Consider the following 24,414-nt stretch of genomic DNA (forward strand, 5'->3'; position numbering starts at 1 on the left):
TGAGAGGCTAGGACTTTTGTCCCAGCCTCGTCCCACCGCCTTTTTGCTCAAATAGAACTGAAAGTTTAGGGAGGCAAACTGGGAAAGCAACCCAAATCATACAGCCCTTTCCCTTTAATGAAAATCAGGTATTTCCATAATGGGAAGATCGCTAAGTGACAAAAATGTAAGATTAGCGTCCAAAATGAAAGATTAGCTTATGGAAACATATCGGGCTTTTCGGTATGATAATAGTATCGTTTTTAGTTTGCTTTCAGTAGGGGCAGTGGCTCAGGCAATAGTAGAGTAGAGCTAGCTAACAAAGTATTGAAAGATGAGCTAAATAACCATTTTACACATAAATAAAAAAAGAGGTTTAAGTATGACATTATTAGACGTACAACATGTGAAAAAGATTTATAAAACTCGCTTTCAGGGCAGCCAAGTAGAGGCGTTGAAAGACATTCACTTTACGGTAGAAAAAGGTGAATACGTGGCCATCATGGGGGAATCAGGTTCTGGGAAATCCACCCTTCTCAACATCCTAGCTATGTTGGACAAGCCAACTGAGGGCCGCGTCTTTCTCAATGGAACTGACACAGCGACCATCAAAAATAGCCAAGCATCCAGCTTCCGTCGGGAGAAATTAGGCTTTGTCTTTCAGGACTTCAATCTGCTGGACACCCTGTCGGTCAAGGATAATATCCTCCTACCTCTGGTGCTTTCTCGTCGCTCCATTACCGAGATGATGCAAAAGTTGGTTACAACCTGCAACGAGTTAGGGATTAACAAACTGCAAGAGAAGTTCCCTTATGAAATTTCCGGTGGGCAGAAGCAGCGGGTAGCAGTTGCTCGCGCTATTATCACCGAGCCTGAGATTTTGCTGGCGGATGAGCCGACAGGAGCTTTAGATTCTAAGTCTTCGGCTGCTCTCTTGGATGTCTTTGACGATATCAACGACCGCGGCCAAACCATTCTCATGGTAACTCACTCGACTTCGGCAGCTAGTCGGGCCAAGCGGGTGCTCTTTATCAAGGACGGGATTCTCTACAATCAAATCTTCCGCGGCAACAAGACCGAGCGACAGATGTTCCAAGAGATTTCCGATACTCTGACAGTTATGGCAAGTGAGGTGGAAGCTCATGCTTAGATTAACTAGTAAGCTTGCGCTTTCTAACTTAATCAAAAATCGTAAGCTTTATTATCCTTTCGCTCTGGCGACCTGTCTGGCTATCGCCATCTCCTACATCTTTTTCTCCCTGACTTTTAATCCCAACCTAGTAAAAATGACCGGTGCAAGCGCCGTTTCTATGGTGCTATCTTTTGGGATGGTGATTGTCAGCATCACGACCAGCATTATCGTCTTTTATGCTAATAGCTTTGTTTTCAAGAATCGCTCCAAAGAGCTGGGGCTCTACAGTGTGCTAGGGCTCAATAAATTCCACCTCTTTGTCATGGTGGTAATTGAATTACTGGTATTTGGTCTGGTCACTCTTATCCTTGGATTAGGGATTGGGCTCTTGTTTGACCAGTTGATCTATGCTCTCTTGCTGAAAATCATGGCGATAAAGGTCGTCTTGGTGTCAACTTTTCAGCCCGCTGTAGTTATCGCGGTTGCTGTTTTCTACGCCTTTGTCTTTTTCTGCTTGATGATTAGCAATGGTCTGCGCCTGAGAAAGCTTGATGCGCTGCAATTGGTCAAAGAGAAGAATAGTGGAGAAAAGAAAAGTCGCTTTTTATTCCTGCAGACACTACTTGGGCTTGCAGCCTTGGCATACGGTTACTTCCTTGCACTAGGAGTAACCAATCCCTTGTCAGCAGTCGTTACATTCTTTGTCGCAGTGCTCTTTGTGATTCTAGGCACCTATCTGCTCTTTAATGCTGGAATTACAGTCTTTCTGCAATTTTTGAAAAAGAGGAAGTCCTATTATTACCAACCCAATAATATGATTTCCGTTTCCAACCTGATTTTCCGTATGAAGAAAAATGCGGTGGGCTTGGCAACAATTGCTATCCTATCAACCATGGTCTTGGTGACCTTATCTGGCGGAGCTAACATCTATGCCGGTGGTGACTACATGCAAAAAGCTATGTTTCCTCATGATTTTAGTATTCAAGGAAAAGGAACCACGGGTGAGCAGATGGACCAAGTGCTGACAGAGTTTGTGAATGAGCAGCAGTTACCAGTCACAAAGAAAGGTGTCTATCCATACTATACGATGGGAGTGACAAGTCGTGCTGACAACCAGCTCGATATCAACGCTGCCGCTCAAAAATTTGTCACACCGAAAACGTATATTTTGGCTATTTCAGAAGCGGATTATCAGAATATGACAGGGAAAACTCTGAATCTTGGGGATGATGAAGTGGCTCTCTATCAGCAAGGAGTGAAGTTAGATTCTAAGCAAGACTTGCAGCTGGCTGGTCAGACCTTTAAAATCAAAGAGGAACTCAAAGAAGACTTTATCTTTGGGCATTTACCCGATCAGATGAACATGATCGTCCCAGAGAAAATCTACATGGTTCTTAAAAATCCTGACCAAATCTTCTCTGCAATGACGGATAAATATGCTGTAAACCTTAATTATTATGGCTGGCTTGATACAAAGCTGTCAACGGAAGAACAGCGTAATCTGAGGGATGCTTACCAAGAAAAATTGAATCAGTTTAATCAGACCTTGCCTGAAAATCAAGCGGTATATGGCTCGGTAACAGCTTTTGATAAGCAAGAAATCAAAGGCATGCTGGGCGGTATGTTCTTCATCGGTATCTTCCTATCAATCGTCTTTATGCTGGGAACCATCCTCATCATCTACTACAAGCAGATTTCAGAAGGGTACGAGGATCGGGATCGCTTTGTGATTCTACAAAAGGTCGGTCTGGATGAGAAGCAAATCAGACAAACCATTCGGAAACAGATCTTGATTGTTTTCTTCCTGCCGCTGGCCTTCGCCTTTATCCATCTGACCTTTGCTTATCATATGCTGAGCTTGATCTTGTCTGCTCTTGGTGTTCTTAACTCAGCTCTCATGCTGGCTGTGACACTGGGTGTCTGTGCGATCTTCTTTATCAGCTATGTGATTGTCTTCATGATTACTTCCCGCAGTTATCGTAAAATTGTCTCTATGTAAGAAGTTGGGGTTTCCCAGCTTCTTATTTTTTATTTCTTTGACAAATGATAAAGTGGCATTTTAAAAGAGACTTTGGTAAATCCAATAATCTATGATATAATAAGCCATCTATGCTTTGGAGGGAGATTTTATGAATATTTTTCGAAAAAAAGATGCCAGTAAAAACAGGACGGGAATGCGGCGGCATCTGAAGCTGATGGATTTGATTCTTTTAGGGATCGGTGCCATGGTTGGTACAGGGATTTTCACGGTTACGGGAATTGGGGCGGCGACTTATGCAGGTCCAGCTCTGATTGTGTCGATCGTGATTTCTGCCCTATGTGTCAGCATCTCTGCCCTATTTTATGCGGAGTTTGCCTCTCGAGTTCCGGCTAATGGCGGAGCTTACAGCTATATTTACGCTGTTTTAGGGGAATTTCCGGCTTGGCTGGCTGGTTGGCTGACCATCATGGAATTTATGACAGCTATATCAGGTGTGGCTTCTGGCTGGGGTTCTTACTTGAAAGGGCTTTTGAGCGGCTTTCATATCCAGCTACCGACAGCCTTGAATGGCACATTCAATCCAAAAGCAGGGACTTATGTGGATTTGTTGCCTATTCTGGTTTTGGTCTTTGTGACAGGCGTGGTACTTCTAAACTCAAAAGCAGCCCTGCGCTTTAACTCAGCCTTGGTCGTCCTAAAATTCTCAGCCTTGGCTCTCTTTATTCTCGTTGGGCTTTTCCATCTTCGACCTGAGAATTGGTCTAACTTTGCGCCTTTTGGTTTTGGTCAGATTTATGGCGGTCAGACGGGGATTATGGCTGGAGCTTCTCTGATGTTCTTTGCTTTTCTGGGCTTTGAGTCGATTTCTATGTCTGTGGATGAGATCAAAGAGCCTCAAAAAAATGTGCCACGCGGTATTGTCCTTTCCCTTGGGATTGTGACCATCCTCTATATCTTGGTAACCTTGGTCTTGACAGGTTTGGTCCACTATACCAAGCTAAATGTTCCAGATGCAGTAGCCTTTTCACTTCGCAGTATTGGACTAGATTGGGCTGCCAATTATGTTTCTATCGTAGCGATTTTGACCCTGATCACTGTCTGCATCTCCATGACCTATGCCTTGTCTCGGATGATTTACAGTATAGCGCGCGACGGACTTTTACCGCGGTCTTTCAAGGAATTAACTGCTACTAGCCGTGTGCCTCAAAATGCTACCATCTTAGTGGGGATTGCCTCAGCTATTTGTGCGGGTATCTTTCCTCTTGCTAGCATCGCCTCTTTCCTCAATATCTGTACCTTGACTTATCTGATTATGTTGGCCTTTGCCATTTTGAAGTTGCGGAAGGAAAAGGGACAGCCTAAAGCTGGAGAATTTAAAACTCCGCTAGTGCCTCTAACTCCTATTTTATCTATTATCATCTGCCTTTCCTTTATGACTCAGTACACATGGGATACTTGGTTGGCCTTTGGCATCGTCCTGCTCTTGGGAATTTTGATTTACTTTGGTTATGGTTACCGCCATTCAGGAATAGAAGTGAAAGAAAAATAGTGTAAAAAAGTTGTTCTGAACAGAACGTAGAAAGAGAAAAGAATGAAGAGTTTTAACCTAACGAAAAAGAAGAAAGTTTGGCTGTTTGCGCTTGCTTTGCTTGCCCTTATCTTACTAGCCATTGTAATCAATATCCAGTTGAATCAACCTGAACATATGAGCGCTGACTATGTTGGACTTTGGAAGTCAAGATGGCATGAGGAAAATAAAGACTGGCTGTATCCTCTGAAAAATATCTGTCTTGTCATTTTAGCGGTTCTAGCTGGTTCTGGTCTCATGATTGCGTTTTCCAAGAGTGAAAGATGGAAATAAGCTTTTGTAGATTAAAATAAAATAATCTTACAAAAATGTAAGATTGACGATTATAAATGTAAGGTAGAGACATGGAAAACGTGTCTCTATTTTGCTATAATCAGCTCAGGAATCCTCACAAGAAAGGTTGTGCAATTATGAAAAAAGTTCTTTTAGGTTGCTTGGGAACAGTACTGGTTTTGCTTGCTCTTTTAATAGGTTTTCTAGTCTACTTTGGTCCAGACTATGGAATTTTTCTTTTTCCACCTAGTCCGCAGGACTACGCTCGCTCGGTTGTGAAAAAGCTTGATTTTGGTCTTTATACGGATAAAGATTGGGAAAATGAGAAAAAGAAAGCTTTAGAGAAGCTTGAATCAGCCAAGACTTATCAAGACACCTATCCTGTCTTGGAAAAATTAACCAAAGAAGCTGGCGGGAAGCATTCTTATTTTTTAAGCCCACAGGATAATCCCGAAAATAGTCCAGAAAGCAAAAATCAGCCTGAAGTGCAGAATCGGGAGGGAATTCTCTATTTAAAAGTTCCTGATTTCACTGGTGACGCACAAGCGGCGAAGACTTATGCCAACAAACTGTCAGCAGCTCTTAAAAAGGATGATTATCAGGCAGTTCTTGTAGATTTGAGAGATAATACCGGCGGGAATATGTATCCGATGATTGCGGGCCTGTCCTCTCTTTTGCCTGATGAAGACCTCTTCCAATTCGTTTATAAAAACGGAAGCAAGAGTGCGGTTTCTCGGTCAGATGTTCTGAAGCAGCTTGGTTTGGAGCATACTGATGAGAAAGCAAAGAAAGTGCCCATAGCCATCCTTACCAATGGGAAGACAGGCAGCTCAGGAGAAATGACTGTTTTAGCTTTTAAGGGACTTGAAAATGTTAAAATTTTTGGTCAGCCAACGGCAAGCTATACTACGGGAAATAATTATTATCAACTATATGATGGAGCGGTTTTGCTCTTGACTACCTCGAGTATCCTAGATCGCACGGGCAAGCTTTACGAGAATGAGGCAATTCAGCCAGATATCCCAACAGATCAGCCTTTAGAAGAGGCCGAGTCTTGGTTGAAGGGACAGATGGGAGAATAGTTCATTGAAAGCAGTCAAAGAGACTGCTTTTCTGCTATAATAAAGAGAAGAACGAGGTGACAAATGATTCGTAAAGTAAAACTAAGAGACGCCGCAGCCATTCAGCAACTTAATGCTGAGTGCCTGGGCTATGACTTCGATAGGGGAGCGACAGAGGCTCAACTGAAAAAGTTACTAGAGAATGACCAGCATTTGATTTTGGTAGCTGAAGAAGGCGGTCAGGTCATAGGCTACGCTCATGCGGCTAGCTACGACTGTCTCTATTTCCCGTCCTTGCTCAATCTCTTAGCTTTGGCCGTCGCTCCGGATTTTCAAGGGCAGGGACATGGCAGAGCGCTGATGCAAGCTTTGCGTGAAGAGGCAAAAGCAGCAGGCTACACAGGAATTCGGATTAATTCAGGCATTTCCCGCTCCGCAGCCCATGAATTTTATCGCAGTCTTGGCTGCAGCGAAAAAGCTGACCAGAAACGCTTTTATTGGGAATTTTAGAGAAAAGAGGAGAAGATGGAAATTGAACAATTAAGCCATCAGCATGCTTTAGAAATTGCTAACGACTGGCATTATGAGGCACCCTATGACTTTTATGATATGAAAAATGATCTGGAAGATTATGAAGAAATGGTCTCCCCTGAAGCGCGTGGGGACCGTTATTATCAAGTGTTGCGAGAAGAGAAACTCTATGGATTTTTCTGCTTGGAGCAGAAAGGAGAGCGAACTTTGGAGCTTGGTTTGGGGATGAAGCCGGAGAATTGTGGAAAAGGCCAGGGCGCTTCATTTCTGCAGGAAATTCTGGACTTTATCATGGGTAATTTTGCGCCCCAAGTCATAAGCCTATCCGTGGCTGACTTCAATCACCGAGCCCAGCAGCTTTATCTCAACATGGGCTTTGAAGTGGTGAGGCGCATTCCGCAGGAAAGCAATGGCGATATTCATCTCTTTGTGGAAATGGAGAAGAAGTTTTAACTTACCTATGACTGCTAATAGCAAATTTTGATAAGAGTATTAATAAACAAAAGGAGAAAATCATGACATTTGAAGAAATTTTACCAGGCCTTAAGGCCAAGAAAAAATATGTGCGGACAGGCTGGGGCGGAGCGGAAAACTATGTCCAGCTCTTTGATACGATTGAGCAGAATGGGGTGGCTCTCGAGGTGACACCTTATTTCCTCATCAATGTTTCAGGCGAAGGGGAGGGCTTCTCCATGTGGAGTCCAACTCCTTGTGATGTCCTCGCGACAGATTGGGTAGAAGTGGATGACTAAGACAGTACTGGTGACGGGAGCTAGCTCTGGCATCGGCCGAGCTCAGGCTCTGACCTTTTTAGAAAATGGCTACCGCGTTTATGGAGTAGATAAGGGTGAAAATCCTGGCTTTCTAAATGAATTACGTTTTTTTAAAATGGATTTGACAGAGGATTTGACACCGCTCTTCACTAGCTTACCTGAGGTGGACATTCTCTGTAATACAGCAGGTATCTTGGACGATTATCGTCCCCTGCACGAGACCAGCGATGAGGACTGGGAGCAGCTTTTTGCGCTGAATTTGACCGCAACCATGAAAATCACCCGCTTTTACCTGCAGAAGATGTTGGAGAAAAAGTCTGGCATCATCATTAATATGTGCTCGATTGCTAGCTTTTTGGCTGGTGGCGGCGGTGCTGCCTATACAGCCTCTAAGCATGCTCTAGCTGGCTTGACCAAGCAGATAGCCTTGGACTATGCGGATCAAAATATCCAAGTCTTTGGCCTGGCGCCAGGCGCTGTCAAGACAGCCATGACTGCCGCAGATTTTGAGCCAGGCGGGCTGGCAGACTGGGTTGCTGAGGAAACGCCGATCAAGCGCTGGCTGGATCCTCAAGAAGTAGCTGATGTCAGTCTCTTTCTGGCTAGTGGCAGGGCAGCTGCTATGCAGGGCGAGATTATCAAAATAGACGGCGGCTGGAGTTTGAAATAGGGGATTTACTGAGTTTGGGAACATCATCCGTGGTAATCTACTACAAAAGAGAAGATAAATTTAAGAGCATAGGATGAAGATGAACAGGTCTTAGCATAAAAATAAATATTTTTTCTAACTTTTATAGATAAAAATAAAAGAATTTCTAGCAGAATTGTCTGAATTGTGATACAATAAAGCGATTTGTGAAAGGAAATGATTGAATGAGTGAAAATGAGTTGAAAAATAACGAGAAAACAGAAAAGAACGGGATGAAACGTGGCTTACAAAATCGGCATGTTCAGATTATAGCCATTGCTGGAACCATTGGTACGGGTCTTTTCTTGGGGGCGGGGCGCTCGATTAGTTTAACGGGTCCATCCATTATCTTGATTTACATGCTGACGGGCCTTTTCATGTATCTGATGATGCGAGCGATTGGGGAAATGCTTTACTACGACCCTGACCAGCATACCTTTATCAACTTTATTACCAAATATTTGGGAACTGGCTGGGGGTATTTTTCTGGTTGGTCCTACTGGATTTCTCTGATTTTTATCGGAATGGCTGAGATTACGGCTGTTGCCCAGTATGTGCAGTACTGGTTTCCTGACTGGCCAGCTTGGATGATTCAGCTTGTCTTTCTAGCTCTTCTTAGCTTGGTCAATCTGATAGCGGTTCGAGTTTTCGGCGAGGTCGAATTTTGGTTTGCGATGATAAAGATTGTAGCCATCATTGCTTTGATTGCAACGGCTGTCTTTATGGTATTGACAGGCTTTAAAACGCCTCACGGAGTAGCTAGTCTTGGGAATATTGGACGAGGTTTTCAGCTTTTCCCTAATGGCTTTGTAAGTTTTGTCATGGCTTTCCAGATGGTTTTCTTTGCCTATCAGGCCATTGAATTTATCGGGATTACAACTTCTGAAACGGCTAATCCACGAGCGGTCTTGCCAAAAGCCATCAAAGAAATTCCTTTGCGGATTGTCTTGTTTTACGGGGGGTCTCTCCTTGCCATTATGGCTATCATCCCTTGGGAAAAACTAGCAACGGCTGACTCTCCCTTTGTTATTGTTTTTAAGTTAGCGGGTCTCAAATGGGCGGCAGCCTTGATTAACTTCGTGGTTCTGACCTCAGCGGCCTCCGCACTAAACTCGACCCTTTACTCAACAGGTCGTCATTTGTATCAGATTGCCCACGATACGCCCAATCCTTTTCTTGAGAAAATAGGAGCTGGGAAGCTATCTCGGCAAAATGTTCCGCAGAATGCGATTTTGGCTTCGGCGGCTACCATTGCCTTTGCGGCCTTTATCAAGATTCTGCCGGGGGTATCGGATTCCTTTGCCTTGATTACGGCTTCCTCATCTGGTGTCTATATCGCCATCTATGGTCTGACCATGCTGGCCCACCTCAAATATCGCAAGTCACCGGAGTTTATGGCGGATGGCTATCTCATGCCGGCCTACAAGTTTCTCAATCCTTTGACCATGCTCTTCTTTGCCTTTGTCTTTCTCACTCTATTCTTACAAGAGTCAACAGTGGTGGGAGCAATCGGATCAGCTGTCTGGATCATCGTCTTTGGTCTTTACAGCCAGTTCAAATTCCGAAAATAATCCCTTTTTAGGAAAAATGTATTTTCTCTCAGTCCAGCTGGCTGAGAGATTTTGTTTTTAGTTGTTTTATTCACTTTTTAGGGTATAGGTATTTGGCTGAGAAAATGATATAATGAAGAAAGAAATAATGTAAAACGAGGCTGAAATGTTAAATATTCAAGAAATTAAGAAGAATGCTGGCGGCTTGCAGTTCGACCAAGAATTTGATTTGGCGCAAGAGCTACAAGAGCGTAATCGTGAAGTATTAGATATCCAGAACATCGTGGCTAGAGGTCAGGCTCAGTATGAAAATGGGCTTTATTTTTTGGATTACACCTTGACCTACAAGATTACCCTCGCTTCTAGTCGCAGTATGGCTCCAGTTGATAGGGAGGAAGCCTACACGGTTCATGAAGTCTTTGCTTCTGTCGAAGATGGCTCTGTACAAAAAGATTTGCTGGAAGATGATTTGGTTCTACCATTTGAGGGAGATGTGATTGATTTGGCAGCCAGTGTGGCGGACAATATTTTACTTCATATTCCGCTAAAAGTTTTGACTCCTGAAGAGGAAGCTGGTGCGAGTATGCCTACGGGAAATGACTGGCAGGTGCTGACGGAGGAAGACTACCAAAAGCAGCAAATGGAGAAGAAAGAAGCCAATAGTCCTTTCGCCAGCCTTCAAGGCTTATTTGATGAATAAAAGCGTCTAAAATCTAGTAGAATTCTAGAGGATTATCAAGGAAATCTCTTTGAATCTTCTTGAAATATGAGCGCAATTTTGTTACACTAGATAGAAAGACTGTGAAGGAGATATGATGACAGAACGAGGCTTGTTAATTGTCTTTTCTGGCCCCTCAGGCGTTGGAAAAGGAACAGTAAGACGGGAAATTTTTGAGAGTACGGACAATCAGTTTCAGTATTCTGTATCTATGACGACTCGTCCGCAGCGTCCTGGAGAAGTTGATGGTGTTGATTATTTCTTTCGCACTCGTGAAGAGTTTGAGGAGTTGATCCGTCAAGGGCAGATGCTCGAGTATGCAGAGTATGTCGGCAATTATTACGGGACTCCGCTCACTTATGTCAATGAGACCTTGGATAAGGGGATAGATGTTTTCTTGGAAATCGAAGTCCAAGGAGCACTCCAAGTCAAGAAAAAAGTGCCCGATGCTGTATTTATCTTTCTGACTCCGCCAGACTTGGAAGAGCTGAAAGACCGTTTGGTTGGCCGTGGTACAGACAGTGCAGATGTTATTGCTCAGCGGATTGAGAAAGCAAAAGAAGAAATTGCCTTGATGCGGGAATATGACTACGCTATTGTCAATGACCAAGTGCCTTTGGCAGCTGAACGTGTGAAACGTGTGATTGAAGCCGAGCATTTTCGTGTGGACCGGGTCATCGGTCACTACCAAGACATGCTTCCTAAGGATGAAGCAGTCGTTCGTTAATAAAATTAGAAATTAGGTAAATAATTATGATGTTAAAACCGTCTATTGACACCTTGTTAGACAAGGTGCCGTCAAAATATTCTTTGGTTATCTTAGAAGCTAAGCGTGCCCATGAGCTAGAAGCTGGCGCTAAGCCAACTCAAGATTTTAAATCAGTGAAATCAACGCTGCGAGCTTTGGAAGAAATTGAATCTGGTAATGTTGTGATTCATCCAGATCCAGAAGGAAAACGCGAAGCAGTTCGCCGTCGTGCGGAAGAAGAACGTTTGCGTAAAGAAGAAGAAGAGCGCAAGATCAAAGAACAAATTGCCAAAGAAAAAGAAGAGGGTGAGAAAATTTAAGGTTGGGGTTACTCAATCTTATTTTTCGTTTAGGGAAAGCGGGGTGAGAGTGTGAAAGTTGCCAAGGTTATTGTCGATGTTCCTCTGATGCAGACGGATAAACCATACAGCTATGCGGTTCCAGAGGAGTTTTCTGGGATGCTAGAAGCTGGGATGCGGGTGCATGTGCCTTTTGGCAAGGGCGGTCGGTTGATTCAGGGGCTGATTGTTGGCTTGTCTGATGAGAGAGTTGAAGATTTGGCGGGGCATATCGGAGAATTGAAAGATATTGCTGAAGTTCTGGACTTTAGGCCGGTTCTCAATGCGGAGCAGCTCTGGCTAGCTGACCAGCTGCGACAGTCTGTCTTTTCCTATAAAATTTCCATCCTGAAGGCCATGTTGCCGAGTCTTCTTAATTCCAGCTATGACAAGTTGCTTTATCCAACGGAGCAGCTTTCTTCTGAGGAGCGGCAGGCCGTTTTCGGTCAGGAAGCTAGTCTTCGTTTTTCTGATCTGGACAAGAAAAGTCAGTCCAAGCTCATGCGGCTGACTCAGGCTGGTAAGATTCGTTTGGAATACCAAGCGATCGACCGCAAGCATATCAAGACTGAAACTTGGTATCATGTGAACAGAGAGAAATTGACTCAGTTCTTGCCTTCTACCCGAGCGAAAAAGCAGCAGGAGCTTCAGACTTATCTGCTGGAAAATCCACAATCAGGTCTTTTCAAAGACTTACGAAAACTCTTTTCACCTGCAGTCGTCAATATTTTCTTAGAAAAAGAGCTTCTTCATACAGAGGAGAGAGAGGTCAGCCGGTCTGCGGCGCATTTCCAGAAGGAGCGACAGGATAAAAAGCTGGTTCTCAATGAGGAGCAGGCAGCTGCGGTCACTGCGATTTGTGAAAAAATCGGCCAAGCTGACGCTCAGCCCGTTTTGCTAGAAGGAGTGACGGGGAGTGGCAAGACCGAGGTTTATCTGAAGGTGATTGAGGAGGCTCTAATCCAAGGAAAGACTGCGATTATGCTGGTGCCGGAAATTTCTCTGACTCCTCAGGTGACCGATCGCTTTATTTCGCGCTTTGGTGACAAGGTGGCTATTTTGCATTCTGGTCTATCTGACGGTGAGAAGTACGATGAGTGGCGCAAGGTGGAGCGGGGAGAAGCTCAGGTCGTTGTCGGTGCGCGTTCGGCCATCTTTGCCCCCTTGACAAATATCGGAGCCATCATCATTGATGAGGAGCATGAGTCCTCCTATAAGCAGGATTCCAATCCTCGCTACCATGCCAGAGAGGTTGCTCTCCTGCGAGCTCATTACAATCAAGCTGTTTTAGTGCTGGGTTCGGCGACTCCGAGTTTGGAAAGCAGGGCCAGAGCCAGCCGAGGAGTCTATGACTTTTTGCAGCTGACCAAGCGGGCCAATCCGCTGGCGCAGATTCCTCAGGTCCAAGTGGTGGATTTTCGAGATTACATTGGGCAAAATGAAGCTAGTAATTTCACTCCAGTCCTGCTAGAAGCTATTCAGGATCGTCTGAATAAGGGCGAGCAGACGGTTCTCATGCTCAACAGGCGAGGTTATTCCAGTTTTGTCATGTGTCGGGAATGCGGCACGGTGGACACCTGCCCCAATTGTGACATTTCTCTGACCCTGCATATGGATACCAAGACCATGAATTGCCACTACTGCGGCTTCACCAAGGACATTCCGCAAACCTGCCCTAATTGTTCTAGTCGCAGCATTCGCTACTATGGTACGGGGACGCAGAAGGCCTATGATGAGCTGGCGACCCTCTTTCCAGAGGCTCGCATTCTGCGGATGGATGTGGATACGACCCGTAAGAAAGGCAGTCATGAAGAAATCCTAGAGGCTTTTGGTCAGGGACAGGCAGACATTCTGCTGGGAACTCAGATGATTGCCAAGGGCTTGGATTTTCCTAATGTGACCTTAGTCGGTGTCCTTAATGCAGACACAGCGTTGAATTTGCCAGATTTTCGCTCTTCTGAGCGGACTTTTCAACTGCTGACTCAAGTAGCAGGTCGGGCAGGTCGGGCTGAAAAAGCTGGGCAAGTCTTTATCCAGTCTTACAATCCTCAGCACTATGCCATTGACTTTGCCAGAAAGCAGGATTACGAAGGTTTTTACGCCTATGAAATGGGAATCCGTCGACAGTTGGGCTATCCTCCTTATTACTATACAGTTGGGCTAACCCTATCCCACAAGGATGAGGAAACGGTAGTCAAGAAATCTTATCAGGTCATGGATATTTTACGGGGTGGCCTGTCGGACAAGGTGCAAATTTTGGGTCCCACACCCAAGCCCATTGCTCGAACCCACAACCTCTACCACTATCAGATTTTACTGAAGTATCGCTTTGAAGATGACCTGCAAGCTACACTCAATCAGGTCTTGGAATTAACGCAGCAAGCGGAAAACAAGGATCTGCGGCTCAGTATTGATAATGAACCCCAGAATTTTATCTGATGGCAAAAGTGAGCGAGAGCTATCAGCTTTGCTCGCTTTTTTGATATAATAGAAAGAAAAACAGTCGCAGGTGACGGGATTTTGCGACAGATTTGAGGAAATGACAGTGAAATTAATTTTTATGGGAACGCCTGACTTTTCAGCAACGGTCTTAAAAGGCCTGCTGGAAAGCGAACAATATGAAATTTTAGCGGTGGTCACTCAGCCAGACCGAGCGGTGGGCCGCAAAAAGGAAATCCGCATGACACCGGTCAAGGAAGTGGCTTTAGCTAACGGCTTGCCAGTTTACCAACCAGAAAAGTTAGCTAAAAGCGCGGACTTGGAAGAGATTATGAACTTAGGGGCTGACGGCATCGTGACAGCAGCCTTTGGTCAATTTTTGCCTAGCCGCTTGCTGGACAGCGTTAACTTTGCAGTGAATGTCCATGCGTCTCTCTTGCCCAAATACCGTGGAGGAGCGCCCATTCACTATGCCTTGATAAATGGTGACCAAGAAGCGGGTGTGACCATTATGGAGATGGTCAAGGAGATGGATGCTGGTGATATGATTGCCAGTCGAGCGACAGCTATTGAAGAGTCTGATAATGTCGGAACTCTCTTTGAAAAATTAGCTGTGATTGGTCGCGACCTTCTTTTAGAAGTCTTGCCAGCCTATGTGGCGGGAGAGATTCAAGCTCAGCCTCAAAATCCAGAGCTGGTGACTTTTTCACCGAATATCAGTCCAGAGCAAGAGCGGATTGATTGGACAAAGACCAGTCGCCAGATTTTCAATCAGGTGCGGGGCATGAATCCTTGGCCGGTGGCCCATACCTTGCTAGCCGGACAGCGCTTCAAGATTTATGAAGTTAGCCAAGTAGAAGGCAGCGGTCGTCCAGGTGAAATCTTGACAATCAGCAAGAAAGAATTAGTGGTCGCGGCGGGTCAGGGAGCTCTTTCTCTAAAGACGGTGCAGCCATTCGGCAAGCCTAAGATGGATATCAAGGACTTTCTTAACGGTCTGGGCCGGAACTTAGCGGTAGGTGATGAATTTGGAAAGTAAGCAAAAAAGAGCTCGAGAGCTTGCTCTGGAAATCCTGGAAGAAGTCTTTGAAGAGGGAGCTTATTCCAATATTGCCCTTAATAAGGCGCTGAAACAGAGTGCCCTCAGTTCAGCTGATAAAAGCTTGGTTACGGAGCTGGTCTATGGAACAGTCGCTCGCAAAATTAGTCTGGAATGGCAACTGGCTCATTTTGTGGAGGATAGAGACAAGCTGGATGCTTGGCTTTATATCCTACTTGAGCTCAGCCTCTATCAAATGCTCTATCTGGATAAAATCCCCCAGCATGCTGTTGTCAATGAAGCTGTTGAGATTGCAAAAGGCCGTAAACGTGGCAGTGAAAAATACGTCAATGCAATCCTGCGGAAGATCGAGCGGGAAGGTGCAGCTGATCCGACTACCATCAACCGCAAGAACAAGCGCTACTCAGTCCAGTATTCTCTGCCGGTCTGGCTGGTCAAGGTTTTGATTGACGAATACGGGGAAGAACGCGCGGAAGCTATCTTTGCTAGTCTCTTTGAGCGCAACAAGGCCAGCATTCGAGTGACGGATGTGGCTCGAAAGGAAGAAATTAAAGCCGTTTTGGGAGCGGACGATTCGCTCTTAGCCCCTTCAGCCTTGGTCAAGAGGCAAGGCCATTTTGCTGGTCATGAGTTCTTTGAAAAAGGCTTGATCACTATTCAAGACGAGTCTAGTCAGCTGGTTGCTCCGACTCTACAAATTGAAGGGCATGAGCAGATTTTGGATGCCTGCAGTGCACCGGGCGGCAAGACTGTTCACATGGCTTCCTATCTGACGAGTGGCCAGATTACAGCCTTGGATCTTTACGACCATAAGCTGGACTTGATTCGTCAAAATGCAGAACGTCTAGGCTTGTCAGATAAAATCACCACTAAAAAACTGGATGCGACCAAGGTGTTTGAGACTTTTGGATCAGATGCTTTTGATAAGATTTTAGTGGATGCTCCCTGCTCTGGCATCGGCTTAATTCGCCGCAAGCCAGACATTAAGTACAATAAAGAAAACGCTGATTTTGAAAATTTACAAAAAATTCAGCTGGATATATTAGACAGCGTTTGTCAAAGTCTACGTAAAGGTGGTATAATAACTTATAGCACTTGCACGATTGTGTCTGAAGAGAATTTTGAAGTAGTTAAGAAATTTCTAGAAAGACACCCAAATTTTGAGCAAGTTAGACTAGAACATGAAAGAGAAGATATCGTGAAAGACGGCTGTATCTTGATTACGCCGGAATTATACGGAAGCGATGGATTTTTTATCAGTCAATTTAGGAAGATATCGGACTAAGAGGAGGAAACTGACAGTATGGAAATTTCAATATTAACAGATGTTGGTCAAAAGCGGACAAATAATCAAGATTATGCCAATCTTTTTGTAAATCGGGCTGGCAAGACCATGATTATCTTGGCTGATGGTATGGGTGGTCACAGAGCTGGTAACATTGCCAGTGAAATGGCAGTAACAGACCTGGGTGCCGCATGGGTTGATACTCAGATTGACTCAGTAAACCAAGTCCGTGAATGGTTTGCAGAGCATTTGGAACAAGAAAATCAGCGGATCCATCAATTTGGTCAGGACGAAGAATACAAGGGCATGGGCACGACGCTAGAAGCCTTAGCCATTATTGGTAATCAAGCCATCTATGCTCATATTGGTGATTCTCGCATTGGCTTGATTCGCGGTGAGGAATATAGCCAATTAACCAGTGACCATTCACTTGTTAATGCTTTACTCAAGGCTGGACAGATTACACAAGAAGAGGCGGAACGCCATCCGCAGAAAAATATTATTACTCAATCTATCGGTCAAAAAGACGAAGTGCAGCCTGACTACGGCATGATCACGTTAGAAGATGGTGATTACCTTCTGCTCAACAGTGACGGTCTGACTAATATGATTTCAGACAGCGAAATTTATGATATTGTCACCAGCGATATCAGCCTATCTGAAAAAACTGAAACCTTAATTCGCTTTGCCAACAATGCTGGAGGGCTGGATAATATCACAGTTGCTCTGGTTCGTTTTGACAAGGAGGAACGGGAATGATTCAAATCGGCAAGATCTTTGCCGGGCGATATAAAATCATCAAACAGATTGGCCGTGGAGGCATGGCAGATGTCTATCTGGCCCGAGATCTGATACTTGATGGTGAGGAGGTTGCTGTAAAGGTTCTTAGAACCAATTATCAGACGGATCCTATTGCAGTTGCCCGCTTCCAAAGAGAAGCCAAAGCAATGGCGGACTTGGATCATCCTTACATTGTCCGGATTTCCGATATTGGAGAAGAAGATGGTCAGCAATATCTGGCTATGGAATATGTGTCTGGGCTTGACCTTAAGCGCTATATCAAAGAAAATTCTCCACTTTCAAACGAAGAAGCAGTCAGAATTATGGGGCAAATCCTACTGGCTATGCGCCTAGCGCATACACGCGGGATTGTCCACCGTGATCTAAAACCACAAAATGTCCTCTTAACACCAGATGGCGATGCTAAGGTAACAGACTTTGGAATTGCCGTGGCTTTCGCAGAGACCAGCCTGACTCAGACCAATTCGATGCTGGGGTCGGTACATTATCTTTCGCCAGAGCAGGCGCGTGGTTCTAAAGCCACTGTTCAGAGCGATATTTATGCCATGGGGATTATTTTCTACGAGATGTTGACAGGGCATATCCCTTATGACGGAGATAGTGCTGTGACGATTGCTTTGCAGCATTTCCAAAAGCCCCTGCCTTCAATCATCGCAGAAAATCCGAATGTTCCTCAGGCCTTGGAAAATGTGGTCATTAAGGCAACGGCTAAAAAGCTGAGCGATCGCTATCAATCCGTTGCAGAGATGTATGTTGATTTGTCCAGTAGCTTATCTTATGACCGTCGAAATGAAAAGAAACTGGTTTTTGATGATGGGGCAAAGGCAGATACTAAAACTTTGCCAAAAGTTCCTCCAATTCCTCAGTCAGCTCCAAGTCCTGTCGCAGAAGCAGTGGCTCCTAAAGCTGCGGCTGATGTGAAGAGAGAGGCCCCCGTTTTGAAAGCTCCAGTCAAAAAGCCGAAAAAACGTCATTTAAGAGCTAGATACAAAGTTCTGTTCTTAGCTATTCTCTTGGTTTTTGCAGCCTTCTTCTTTCTGATCTACAAGAGTCCTGCTAATACTACGGTTCCAGATGTAGCAGGTCAAACAGTGGCGGAAGCTCGTTCGACCATTACTGCTAAGGGTCTTGAGGTAGGAGAAATCAAGGAGGACTACAGTGATAAAGTGGCGGAAGGTAAGATCATCAAGACAGATCCACCAGCTAATAGTCAACGTCGTGAAAACAGTAAAGTGGATTTGATTGTCTCCAAAGGAGCAAAAACCTTTACGGTAGAAAATTACGTCGGTAAGAAGTCCTCAGAGGCAATTGAAGATCTGAAAAGTACTTACAATATTCCTGAGAAGCTGATCAAGATTGTAGAAGAGGAAAGTTCTGATGCTGAAGAAGGAGTGGTCATCAGCCAAACCCCAGCTGCAGGCTCTTCTTATGATGTGACGTCCAATAAACAGATTACTCTGACCGTTGCTAAAACAGTGACTACTGTTCCAATGCCGGACTTTGGTCATCTCCAAGTTTCGTATGCCTATGCACGGTCCTATCTGATGGAGATGGGAATCGCTTCGTCTCGTATTGAGCGAGTGATTGATCGCTCTGTGGAGTCCAGTCAAGCCGATTTAGTGACAGCCCAATCTCCAGCAGCTGGTCAAGGTATTAAATTGAAATCAAATACCAAGATTACTTTCTACGTGACAGACGGTACGGTAACAAGTTCTTCTAGTACAAGCGAACGTTCATCGTCGTCATCGCCTTCCAGCAGCACTACGAGTGAGAGTGAAAGTCACTCTAGCTCTTCTAGCAGCTCTACAACAGCATCGACGGACCATCAATAAGGTGTCTAGCTACAGTTATCCTATCTAGTCTATTTTAGACTTTGTAGAGAAATAGAAGTATATCCCTTGATTTTCAAGGCAGATTATGCTATAATCATTTTAGTGAATATAAAAGAGAGGCGAGGAAGTATCTTCGCCTCTTGTCTGTGAGGAGGTGCAGTCTTATCGCAATGATTGTTGAATTAGTAAGAGAAGTCATTGAGCCAGCCATCCAAGAACCTTATGAATTGGTGGATATTGAGTATGGAAAGATGGGCGGTGACCATGTTCTCAGTGTTTTTGTAGACAAGCCCGAGGGGATTACGGTCAACGATACAGCAGATTTGACCGATATTATCAGTCCTCTGTTGGACTCTATCAAGCCCGATCCTTTTCCTGACCAGTATTTTCTGGAGGTGACCAGTCCAGGCTTGGAGCGCCCGCTCAAGACCAAGGAAGCTGTGGCAGCTGCAGTCGGCAGTTATATCCATGTCAGCCTTTATAAGGCACTGGATAAAAACAAGGTTTTTGAAGGAACTCTACTTGGATTTGAAGATGATGTTTTGCTTATGGAATATATGGACAAAACACGCAAAAAAGAAGTTGAAATTCCATATAGTCTAGTGTCAAAAGCAAGATTGGCTGTTAAATTTTAATAACAAATCGCAATGCAATATTAATGAAGAAAGGAATACTTTTGTTTCGGCAAAAGTTACATGAAGATGAGTAAAGAAATGCTAGAGGCCTTCCGTATTTTGGAAGAGGACAAAGGTATTAAAAAAGAAGATATTATCGAAGCAGTGACAGAATCTCTGCGCTCTGCTTATCGTCGTCGCTACGGTCAGGCAGACAGCGCATCCATTGAGTTTAATGAGAAAACAGGTGATTTCCGTGTCTATACTGTCCGCGAAGTCGTGGATGAGGTCTTTGACAGCCGCTTGGAAATCAGCCTCAAAGATGCCTTGGCGATCAGTTCTGCCTATGAGCTAGGAGACAAGATCAAGTTTGAAGAAGCGCCAGCCGAATTTGGCCGGGTAGCAGCTCAATCTGCCAAGCAGACCATCATGGAAAAGATGCGCAAACAAACTCGTGCCATCACTTACAATACCTACAAAGAACATGAAAATGAAATCATGTCAGGAACAGTAGAGCGCTTTGACAATCGCTTTATCTATGTCAATCTGGGCACTATTGAAGCACAATTATCTAAACAAGACCAGATTCCTGGTGAGGTCTTTGCCTCTCATGACCGCATCGAAGTTTTTGTCTACAAGGTAGAAGACAATCCGCGTGGTGTCAATGTCTTCGTTAGCCGTAGCCATCCAGAGATGATCAAGCGCTTGATGGAGCAGGAAATTCCTGAAGTTTACGACGGAACTGTGGAAATCATGAGCGTGTCTCGTGAAGCGGGCGATCGAACCAAGGTAGCGGTTCGTAGCCACAATCCAAACGTGGATGCGATCGGAACCATCGTCGGACGTGGTGGTGCCAATATCAAGAAGATTACCAGCAAATTCCACCCAGCCAAATACGATGCCAAAAGTGGCCGTATGATTCCGACTGAGGAAAATATCGATGTCATCGAATGGGTTGCTGATCCAGCCGAGTACATCTACAATGCCATTGCTCCAGCTGAGGTCGATCAAGTTATCTTCCATGCAGAAGACAACAAGCGAGCTTTGGTTGTCGTACCGGATAACAAGCTTTCACTGGCTATCGGCCGTCGTGGTCAAAACGTTCGCTTGGCAGCACATTTGACTGGTTTTAGAATTGACATCAAGTCAGCCAGCGAATTTGAAGCAATGGAAGCAGCCAATGAGCTTGGTGGATTTGGCCAAGATTACATAGCAGAAGAAGTACCAGCCGAAGTAGATGCCCTTTCAGCAGAATTTGAAGCAGAAGAGCTGGCAGATGGTACAGAAGTGGCAACTGAAATCGAACTCGAAGAAAGTGAAGCAGTAGCCGCAGAATAAGGGAGGCAGATATGGCAAAAACAAGAAAAATCCCTTTAAGAAAATCAGTTGTATCAAATGAAGTGATTGACAAGCGTGATCTGTTGCGCATCGTCAAGAATAAAGAAGGTCAGGTATTCATTGATCCGACAGGCAAGGCCAATGGGCGAGGTGCTTATATCAAGCTAGATAATGAAGAAGCTCAGCAGGCCAAGAAAAAGCGGGTCTTTAATCGTAGTTTCAGTATGGAAGTAGAAGAAAGCTTCTACGACGAGCTGATTGCCTATGTTGATCACAAGGTCAAGAGAAGAGAGTTGGGTCTTGAATAAAGAAAAACTAGCAAACTTGCTGGGTTTGGCCCAGCGGGCTGGCCGCATCATTTCAGGAGAAGAATTGGTCATCAAAGCCATCCAAGAAGGAAAGGTTCATCTGATCTTTCTAGCTGAAGATGCCGGACCAAATCTGACAAAAAAGATTACTGATAAAAGCCATTATTACAAGATAGAAGTGTCAACCGTGTTTTCAACACTGGAATTAAGCACTGCGATTGGCAAAGCTCGTAAAGTAGCTGCCATCACAGATGCTGGTTTTACAAAGAAAATGAGGTCTCTTATGCAATAGAAGAGGAGGACAAGAATTGTCTAGAATTAGATTGTACGAAATCGCAAAAGAATTGGGGAAGGAAAGTAAAGAGGTAGTAGCTCGGGCTAAGGAATTAGGCCTAGAAGTCAAAAGCCATTCTTCCAGCGTAGAAGAAGAAGCAAGCCAGCGCATTAAGGCTAGCTTCGCAACTAAAGAAGTTGCTAAGCCTCTTCCAGAAAAAGAGGTGAATTCCCAGCCAGCACCAAATAAAGTAGCTGAAAAACCAGCTGCTCCAGTCCAAAAGGAAGTGGCCCCTGCTAGAAAAGAAGAGCCAAAAGTTGTTGAAGCAGCGGTGGCTGAAGCCCCTGCTAAACCGGCTCCAGCTCGGCCACAAAGTCGAAATTTTAAGGCAGAGCGTGAAGCGCGTGCCAAGGAACAAGCAGAGCGACGTAAGCAGCAACAAAATCGGAAACCACAAAATTCTGACCAGAAGGAAAGCAATGAGCGTGATCGTCATGACCGCAAGGCCAACAACGATCGCCAAGAGCACCGCAATGACCGTCGTGATAATCGTGGTCAAGATGGCCGTCGGAATGGTCAGAATCATCAAGGATTTAAGGGTCAAAACCGCCAACAGCCTCAAAGTCCGAAAATTGACTTTAAGGCTCGGGCAGCAGCTCTGAAAGCAGAGCAAAATGCGGAGTATGCACGTTCTAGTGAGGAGCGTTTTAAACAGGCCCAAGCAGCTAAAGAGGCACAGGAACGCCAGAATAGACGAAAAGAGCCAGTCCAAGCAGAGACAACAACTGCTGAAGTATTTAAAGCTACTCCGGCTGAAACAGTCCAACCGGCTGCTCCTGCACCAGCACAAGCTGCGGTAGATACTCGTCGTAAAAAACAAGCTCGACCAGATAAGAAGCGCGATGATTTTGATCGCGAAGAAGAAGGTCCAAGAAAACAACAAAAGAATCGAAATAGTCAAAATCAAGTGAGAAATCAAAGAAACAGTAACTGGAATAACAATAAGAAAAATAAAAAAGGAAAAGGTAACCAGAATCAGGTTCCAAAACCTGTTACAGAACGCAAGTTCCATGAGTTGCCAAGCGAATTCGAATACACAGATGGCATGACCGTTGCGGAAATCGCAAAACGGATCAAGCGCGAGCCAGCTGAAATTGTTAAGAAGCTCTTTATGATGGGCGTGATGGCAACGCAAAACCAATCTCTTGACGGTGATACTATTGAGCTCCTCATGGTGGATTACGGTATCGAAGCTAAGAAGAAGGTAGAAGTGGATACAGCTGATATTGAGCGCTTCTTTGTCGAAGAAGGTTATATCAATCCAGATGAATTAGTAGAACGTCCGCCAGTTGTTACCATCATGGGACACGTTGACCATGGTAAAACAACCCTCTTGGATACTCTACGTAACTCTCGCGTTGCGACAGGTGAAGCAGGTGGTATCACTCAGCATATCGGTGCCTACCAGATTGAGGAAAATGGCAAGAAGATTACTTTCTTGGATACACCTGGACACGCGGCCTTTACTTCGATGCGTGCGCGTGGTGCTTCTGTTACCGATATTACCATCTTGGTCGTAGCAGCTGATGACGGTGTTATGCCTCAGACTATTGAAGCGATCAACCACTCTAAAGCCGCTAATGTGCCAATTATTGTGGCCATCAACAAGATCGATAAGCCAGGTGCCAATCCTGAGCGCGTAATTGGTGAATTAGCTGAGCATGGTGTTATGTCAACTGCTTGGGGTGGAGATTCTGAGTTTGTTGAAATCTCAGCTAAGTTCAACCAAAACATCGATGAACTTTTGGAAACAGTTCTACTTGTAGCTGAAATTCAAGAACTCAAGGCAGATCCGACCGTTCGCGCTATCGGTACGGTTATCGAAGCACGTTTGGATAAAGGAAAAGGTGCAGTTGCAACCCTTCTCGTCCAACAAGGTACGCTGAATGTTCAAGATCCAATCGTTGTCGGAAATACCTTCGGACGCGTTCGGGCTATGACCAATGACTTAGGTCGTCGTGTCAAAGTAGCAGGTCCATCTACGCCGGTTTCTATCACAGGTTTGAATGAAACTCCGATGGCAGGTGACCACTTTGCCGTCTATGAAGATGAAAAAGCTGCGCGTGCAGCCGGTGAAGAACGTGCTAAACGTGCCCTTCTCAAGCAACGTCAAGCTACTCATCGTGTCAGTCTGGAAAATCTCTTTGATACCCTCAAAGCCGGTGAAGTGAAATCTGTTAACGTCATTATCAAAGCCGATGTACAAGGTTCTGTAGAAGCCTTGGCTGCTTCCTTGCAGAAGATTGAAGTGGAAGGTGTTAAGATCACCATTGTCCACTCAGCGGTTGGTGCTATCAATGAATCCGACGTAACTTTGGCAGAAGCTTCAAATGCCTTTATTATTGGATTTAACGTTCGTCCTACACCGCAAGCTCGTCAGCAAGCAGAAGCTGATGATGTAGAAATCCGTCTTCACAGCATTATCTATAAGGTTATCGAAGAAATGGAAGATGCCATGAAAGGAATGCTGGACCCAGAATACCAAGAAAAAATCATCGGGGAAGCCCTTATCCGCGAAACTTTCAAAGTTTCCAAGGTTGGTACTATCGGTGGATTTATGGTTATCAATGGTAAAGTTACCCGTGATTCCAAGGTTCGTGTCATCCGTGATGGCGTCGTGATTTACGACGGTCAGTTGGCTAGCTTGAAGCACTTCAAGGATGATGTGAAAGAAGTTACAAACGGCCGCGAAGGTGGTCTCATGATTGACGGCTATAACGATATCCAAGTGGATGATACGATTGAAGCCTATATCATGGAAGAAATTAAGAAATAAGCTAAGAAATCTATAAAGACTCCCAGTGAAAAGCATATTGGGTGGAAGTCGATACTTCTATCCCAAGCACCCTTTCACAAAGAGTTTAGAGCGAATTTCATTCAACTAAAACTAAAAATATGAGAGTGGGACAGAAATCGGTAATTCGTTAGAATTCGATTTCGTCGTCCCACCTCCGCACAGTTGAGTAGGGCTGTAAAAGCTGATGAAATCAGCGTAATAGAGCCCACTCAACCACTGCGTCTTGCTCGACAATCCAAAGACAAT

The 24,414-nt window shown here is 44.7% G+C and carries 23 protein-coding genes; all 23 read left to right on the forward strand.

The window, feature by feature from the left end:
- Positions 1-361: 361 nt before the first annotated feature.
- The 23 genes from A0765_RS00775 to infB all read left to right on the forward strand — a co-directional run bounded on the left by A0765_RS00775 (position 362) and on the right by infB (position 24,147).
- Complete coding sequence (locus tag A0765_RS00775; RefSeq protein ID WP_048766518.1) at positions 362-1,129, forward strand: ABC transporter ATP-binding protein; 768 nt, start codon at positions 362-364, stop codon at positions 1,127-1,129.
- Positions 1,122-3,110 carry an ABC transporter permease gene (locus tag A0765_RS00780; protein ID WP_062004101.1) on the forward strand — a complete coding sequence of 663 codons (1,989 nt, stop codon included), beginning with the start codon at positions 1,122-1,124 and terminating at the stop codon, positions 3,108-3,110. The genes A0765_RS00775 and A0765_RS00780 overlap by 8 nt, the downstream gene beginning before the upstream one ends.
- Positions 3,111-3,240: 130 nt before the next feature.
- Positions 3,241-4,641 (forward strand): amino acid permease, encoded by a 1,401-nt coding sequence (locus A0765_RS00785; protein WP_062004102.1) that lies wholly within the window; start codon positions 3,241-3,243, stop codon positions 4,639-4,641.
- Positions 4,642-4,683: 42 nt separating this feature from the next.
- On the forward strand, positions 4,684-4,953 hold the full coding sequence (locus A0765_RS00790; RefSeq protein ID WP_061911068.1) for a hypothetical protein: 270 nt from the start codon (positions 4,684-4,686) through the stop codon (positions 4,951-4,953).
- Positions 4,954-5,024: 71 nt separating this feature from the next.
- Positions 5,025-6,035: a S41 family peptidase gene (locus A0765_RS00795; RefSeq protein ID WP_062004103.1), complete on the forward strand. Its 1,011-nt coding sequence runs from the start codon at positions 5,025-5,027 to the stop codon at positions 6,033-6,035.
- A gap of 63 nt (positions 6,036-6,098) precedes the next feature.
- Positions 6,099-6,524 carry a GNAT family N-acetyltransferase gene (locus A0765_RS00800; RefSeq protein ID WP_062004104.1) on the forward strand — a complete coding sequence of 142 codons (426 nt, stop codon included), beginning with the start codon at positions 6,099-6,101 and terminating at the stop codon, positions 6,522-6,524.
- Between the two features lie 15 nt (positions 6,525-6,539).
- Positions 6,540-6,998: a GNAT family N-acetyltransferase gene (locus A0765_RS00805; RefSeq protein WP_048766529.1), complete on the forward strand. Its 459-nt coding sequence runs from the start codon at positions 6,540-6,542 to the stop codon at positions 6,996-6,998.
- A gap of 62 nt (positions 6,999-7,060) precedes the next feature.
- Positions 7,061-7,297 carry a DUF2829 domain-containing protein gene (locus tag A0765_RS00810; protein WP_002899859.1) on the forward strand — a complete coding sequence of 79 codons (237 nt, stop codon included), beginning with the start codon at positions 7,061-7,063 and terminating at the stop codon, positions 7,295-7,297.
- Positions 7,290-7,988, forward strand: coding sequence for a 3-oxoacyl-ACP reductase (locus A0765_RS00815; protein WP_062004105.1), 699 nt, complete (start codon positions 7,290-7,292; stop codon positions 7,986-7,988). Before A0765_RS00810 ends, A0765_RS00815 begins: the two co-directional genes overlap by 8 nt.
- A 203-nt stretch (positions 7,989-8,191) precedes the next feature.
- A complete protein-coding gene (locus tag A0765_RS00820) occupies positions 8,192-9,577 on the forward strand; it encodes an amino acid permease (protein WP_062004106.1) in 1,386 nt (461 codons plus the stop codon).
- A gap of 145 nt (positions 9,578-9,722) precedes the next feature.
- Positions 9,723-10,256 carry a DUF177 domain-containing protein gene (locus A0765_RS00825; protein ID WP_062004107.1) on the forward strand — a complete coding sequence of 178 codons (534 nt, stop codon included), beginning with the start codon at positions 9,723-9,725 and terminating at the stop codon, positions 10,254-10,256.
- 112 nt (positions 10,257-10,368) lie between these two features.
- Positions 10,369-11,001 (forward strand): guanylate kinase, encoded by a 633-nt coding sequence (gmk, locus tag A0765_RS00830; protein WP_005590938.1) that lies wholly within the window; start codon positions 10,369-10,371, stop codon positions 10,999-11,001.
- A gap of 26 nt (positions 11,002-11,027) precedes the next feature.
- Positions 11,028-11,342: a DNA-directed RNA polymerase subunit omega gene (gene rpoZ, locus A0765_RS00835; protein ID WP_005590937.1), complete on the forward strand. Its 315-nt coding sequence runs from the start codon at positions 11,028-11,030 to the stop codon at positions 11,340-11,342.
- Between the two features lie 51 nt (positions 11,343-11,393).
- Positions 11,394-13,799, forward strand: a complete 2,406-nt coding sequence (locus A0765_RS00840; protein ID WP_062004108.1) for a primosomal protein N' — start codon at positions 11,394-11,396, stop codon at positions 13,797-13,799.
- 100 nt (positions 13,800-13,899) lie between these two features.
- Positions 13,900-14,838, forward strand: a complete 939-nt coding sequence (gene fmt / locus A0765_RS00845; protein WP_062004110.1) for a methionyl-tRNA formyltransferase — start codon at positions 13,900-13,902, stop codon at positions 14,836-14,838.
- Positions 14,828-16,144 (forward strand): 16S rRNA (cytosine(967)-C(5))-methyltransferase RsmB, encoded by a 1,317-nt coding sequence (rsmB, locus tag A0765_RS00850; RefSeq protein ID WP_179856131.1) that lies wholly within the window; start codon positions 14,828-14,830, stop codon positions 16,142-16,144. Before fmt ends, rsmB begins: the two co-directional genes overlap by 11 nt.
- Before the next feature lie 18 nt (positions 16,145-16,162).
- A complete protein-coding gene (locus tag A0765_RS00855) occupies positions 16,163-16,903 on the forward strand; it encodes a Stp1/IreP family PP2C-type Ser/Thr phosphatase (RefSeq protein ID WP_062004114.1) in 741 nt (246 codons plus the stop codon).
- Complete coding sequence (gene pknB, locus A0765_RS00860) at positions 16,900-18,777, forward strand: Stk1 family PASTA domain-containing Ser/Thr kinase (RefSeq protein WP_062004116.1); 1,878 nt, start codon at positions 16,900-16,902, stop codon at positions 18,775-18,777. Before A0765_RS00855 ends, pknB begins: the two co-directional genes overlap by 4 nt.
- A gap of 170 nt (positions 18,778-18,947) precedes the next feature.
- Complete coding sequence (gene rimP / locus A0765_RS00865; protein WP_179856132.1) at positions 18,948-19,412, forward strand: ribosome maturation factor RimP; 465 nt, start codon at positions 18,948-18,950, stop codon at positions 19,410-19,412.
- A 66-nt stretch (positions 19,413-19,478) separates the two neighbouring features.
- Positions 19,479-20,729 carry a transcription termination factor NusA gene (nusA, locus tag A0765_RS00870; RefSeq protein ID WP_306452463.1) on the forward strand — a complete coding sequence of 417 codons (1,251 nt, stop codon included), beginning with the start codon at positions 19,479-19,481 and terminating at the stop codon, positions 20,727-20,729.
- An 11-nt stretch (positions 20,730-20,740) separates the two neighbouring features.
- Positions 20,741-21,037, forward strand: coding sequence for an RNase P modulator RnpM (gene rnpM / locus A0765_RS00875; RefSeq protein ID WP_045498837.1), 297 nt, complete (start codon positions 20,741-20,743; stop codon positions 21,035-21,037).
- Positions 21,030-21,329, forward strand: coding sequence for a YlxQ-related RNA-binding protein (locus tag A0765_RS00880; protein ID WP_005590926.1), 300 nt, complete (start codon positions 21,030-21,032; stop codon positions 21,327-21,329). The genes rnpM and A0765_RS00880 overlap by 8 nt, the downstream gene beginning before the upstream one ends.
- Positions 21,330-21,345: 16 nt before the next feature.
- Positions 21,346-24,147 (forward strand): translation initiation factor IF-2, encoded by a 2,802-nt coding sequence (gene infB, locus A0765_RS00885; RefSeq protein ID WP_062004122.1) that lies wholly within the window; start codon positions 21,346-21,348, stop codon positions 24,145-24,147.
- The last annotated feature ends 267 nt before the right edge of the window (positions 24,148-24,414 follow it).

This window comes from Streptococcus cristatus (assembly GCF_001588905.1).
GTDB lineage: Bacteria > Bacillota > Bacilli > Lactobacillales > Streptococcaceae > Streptococcus > Streptococcus cristatus_N.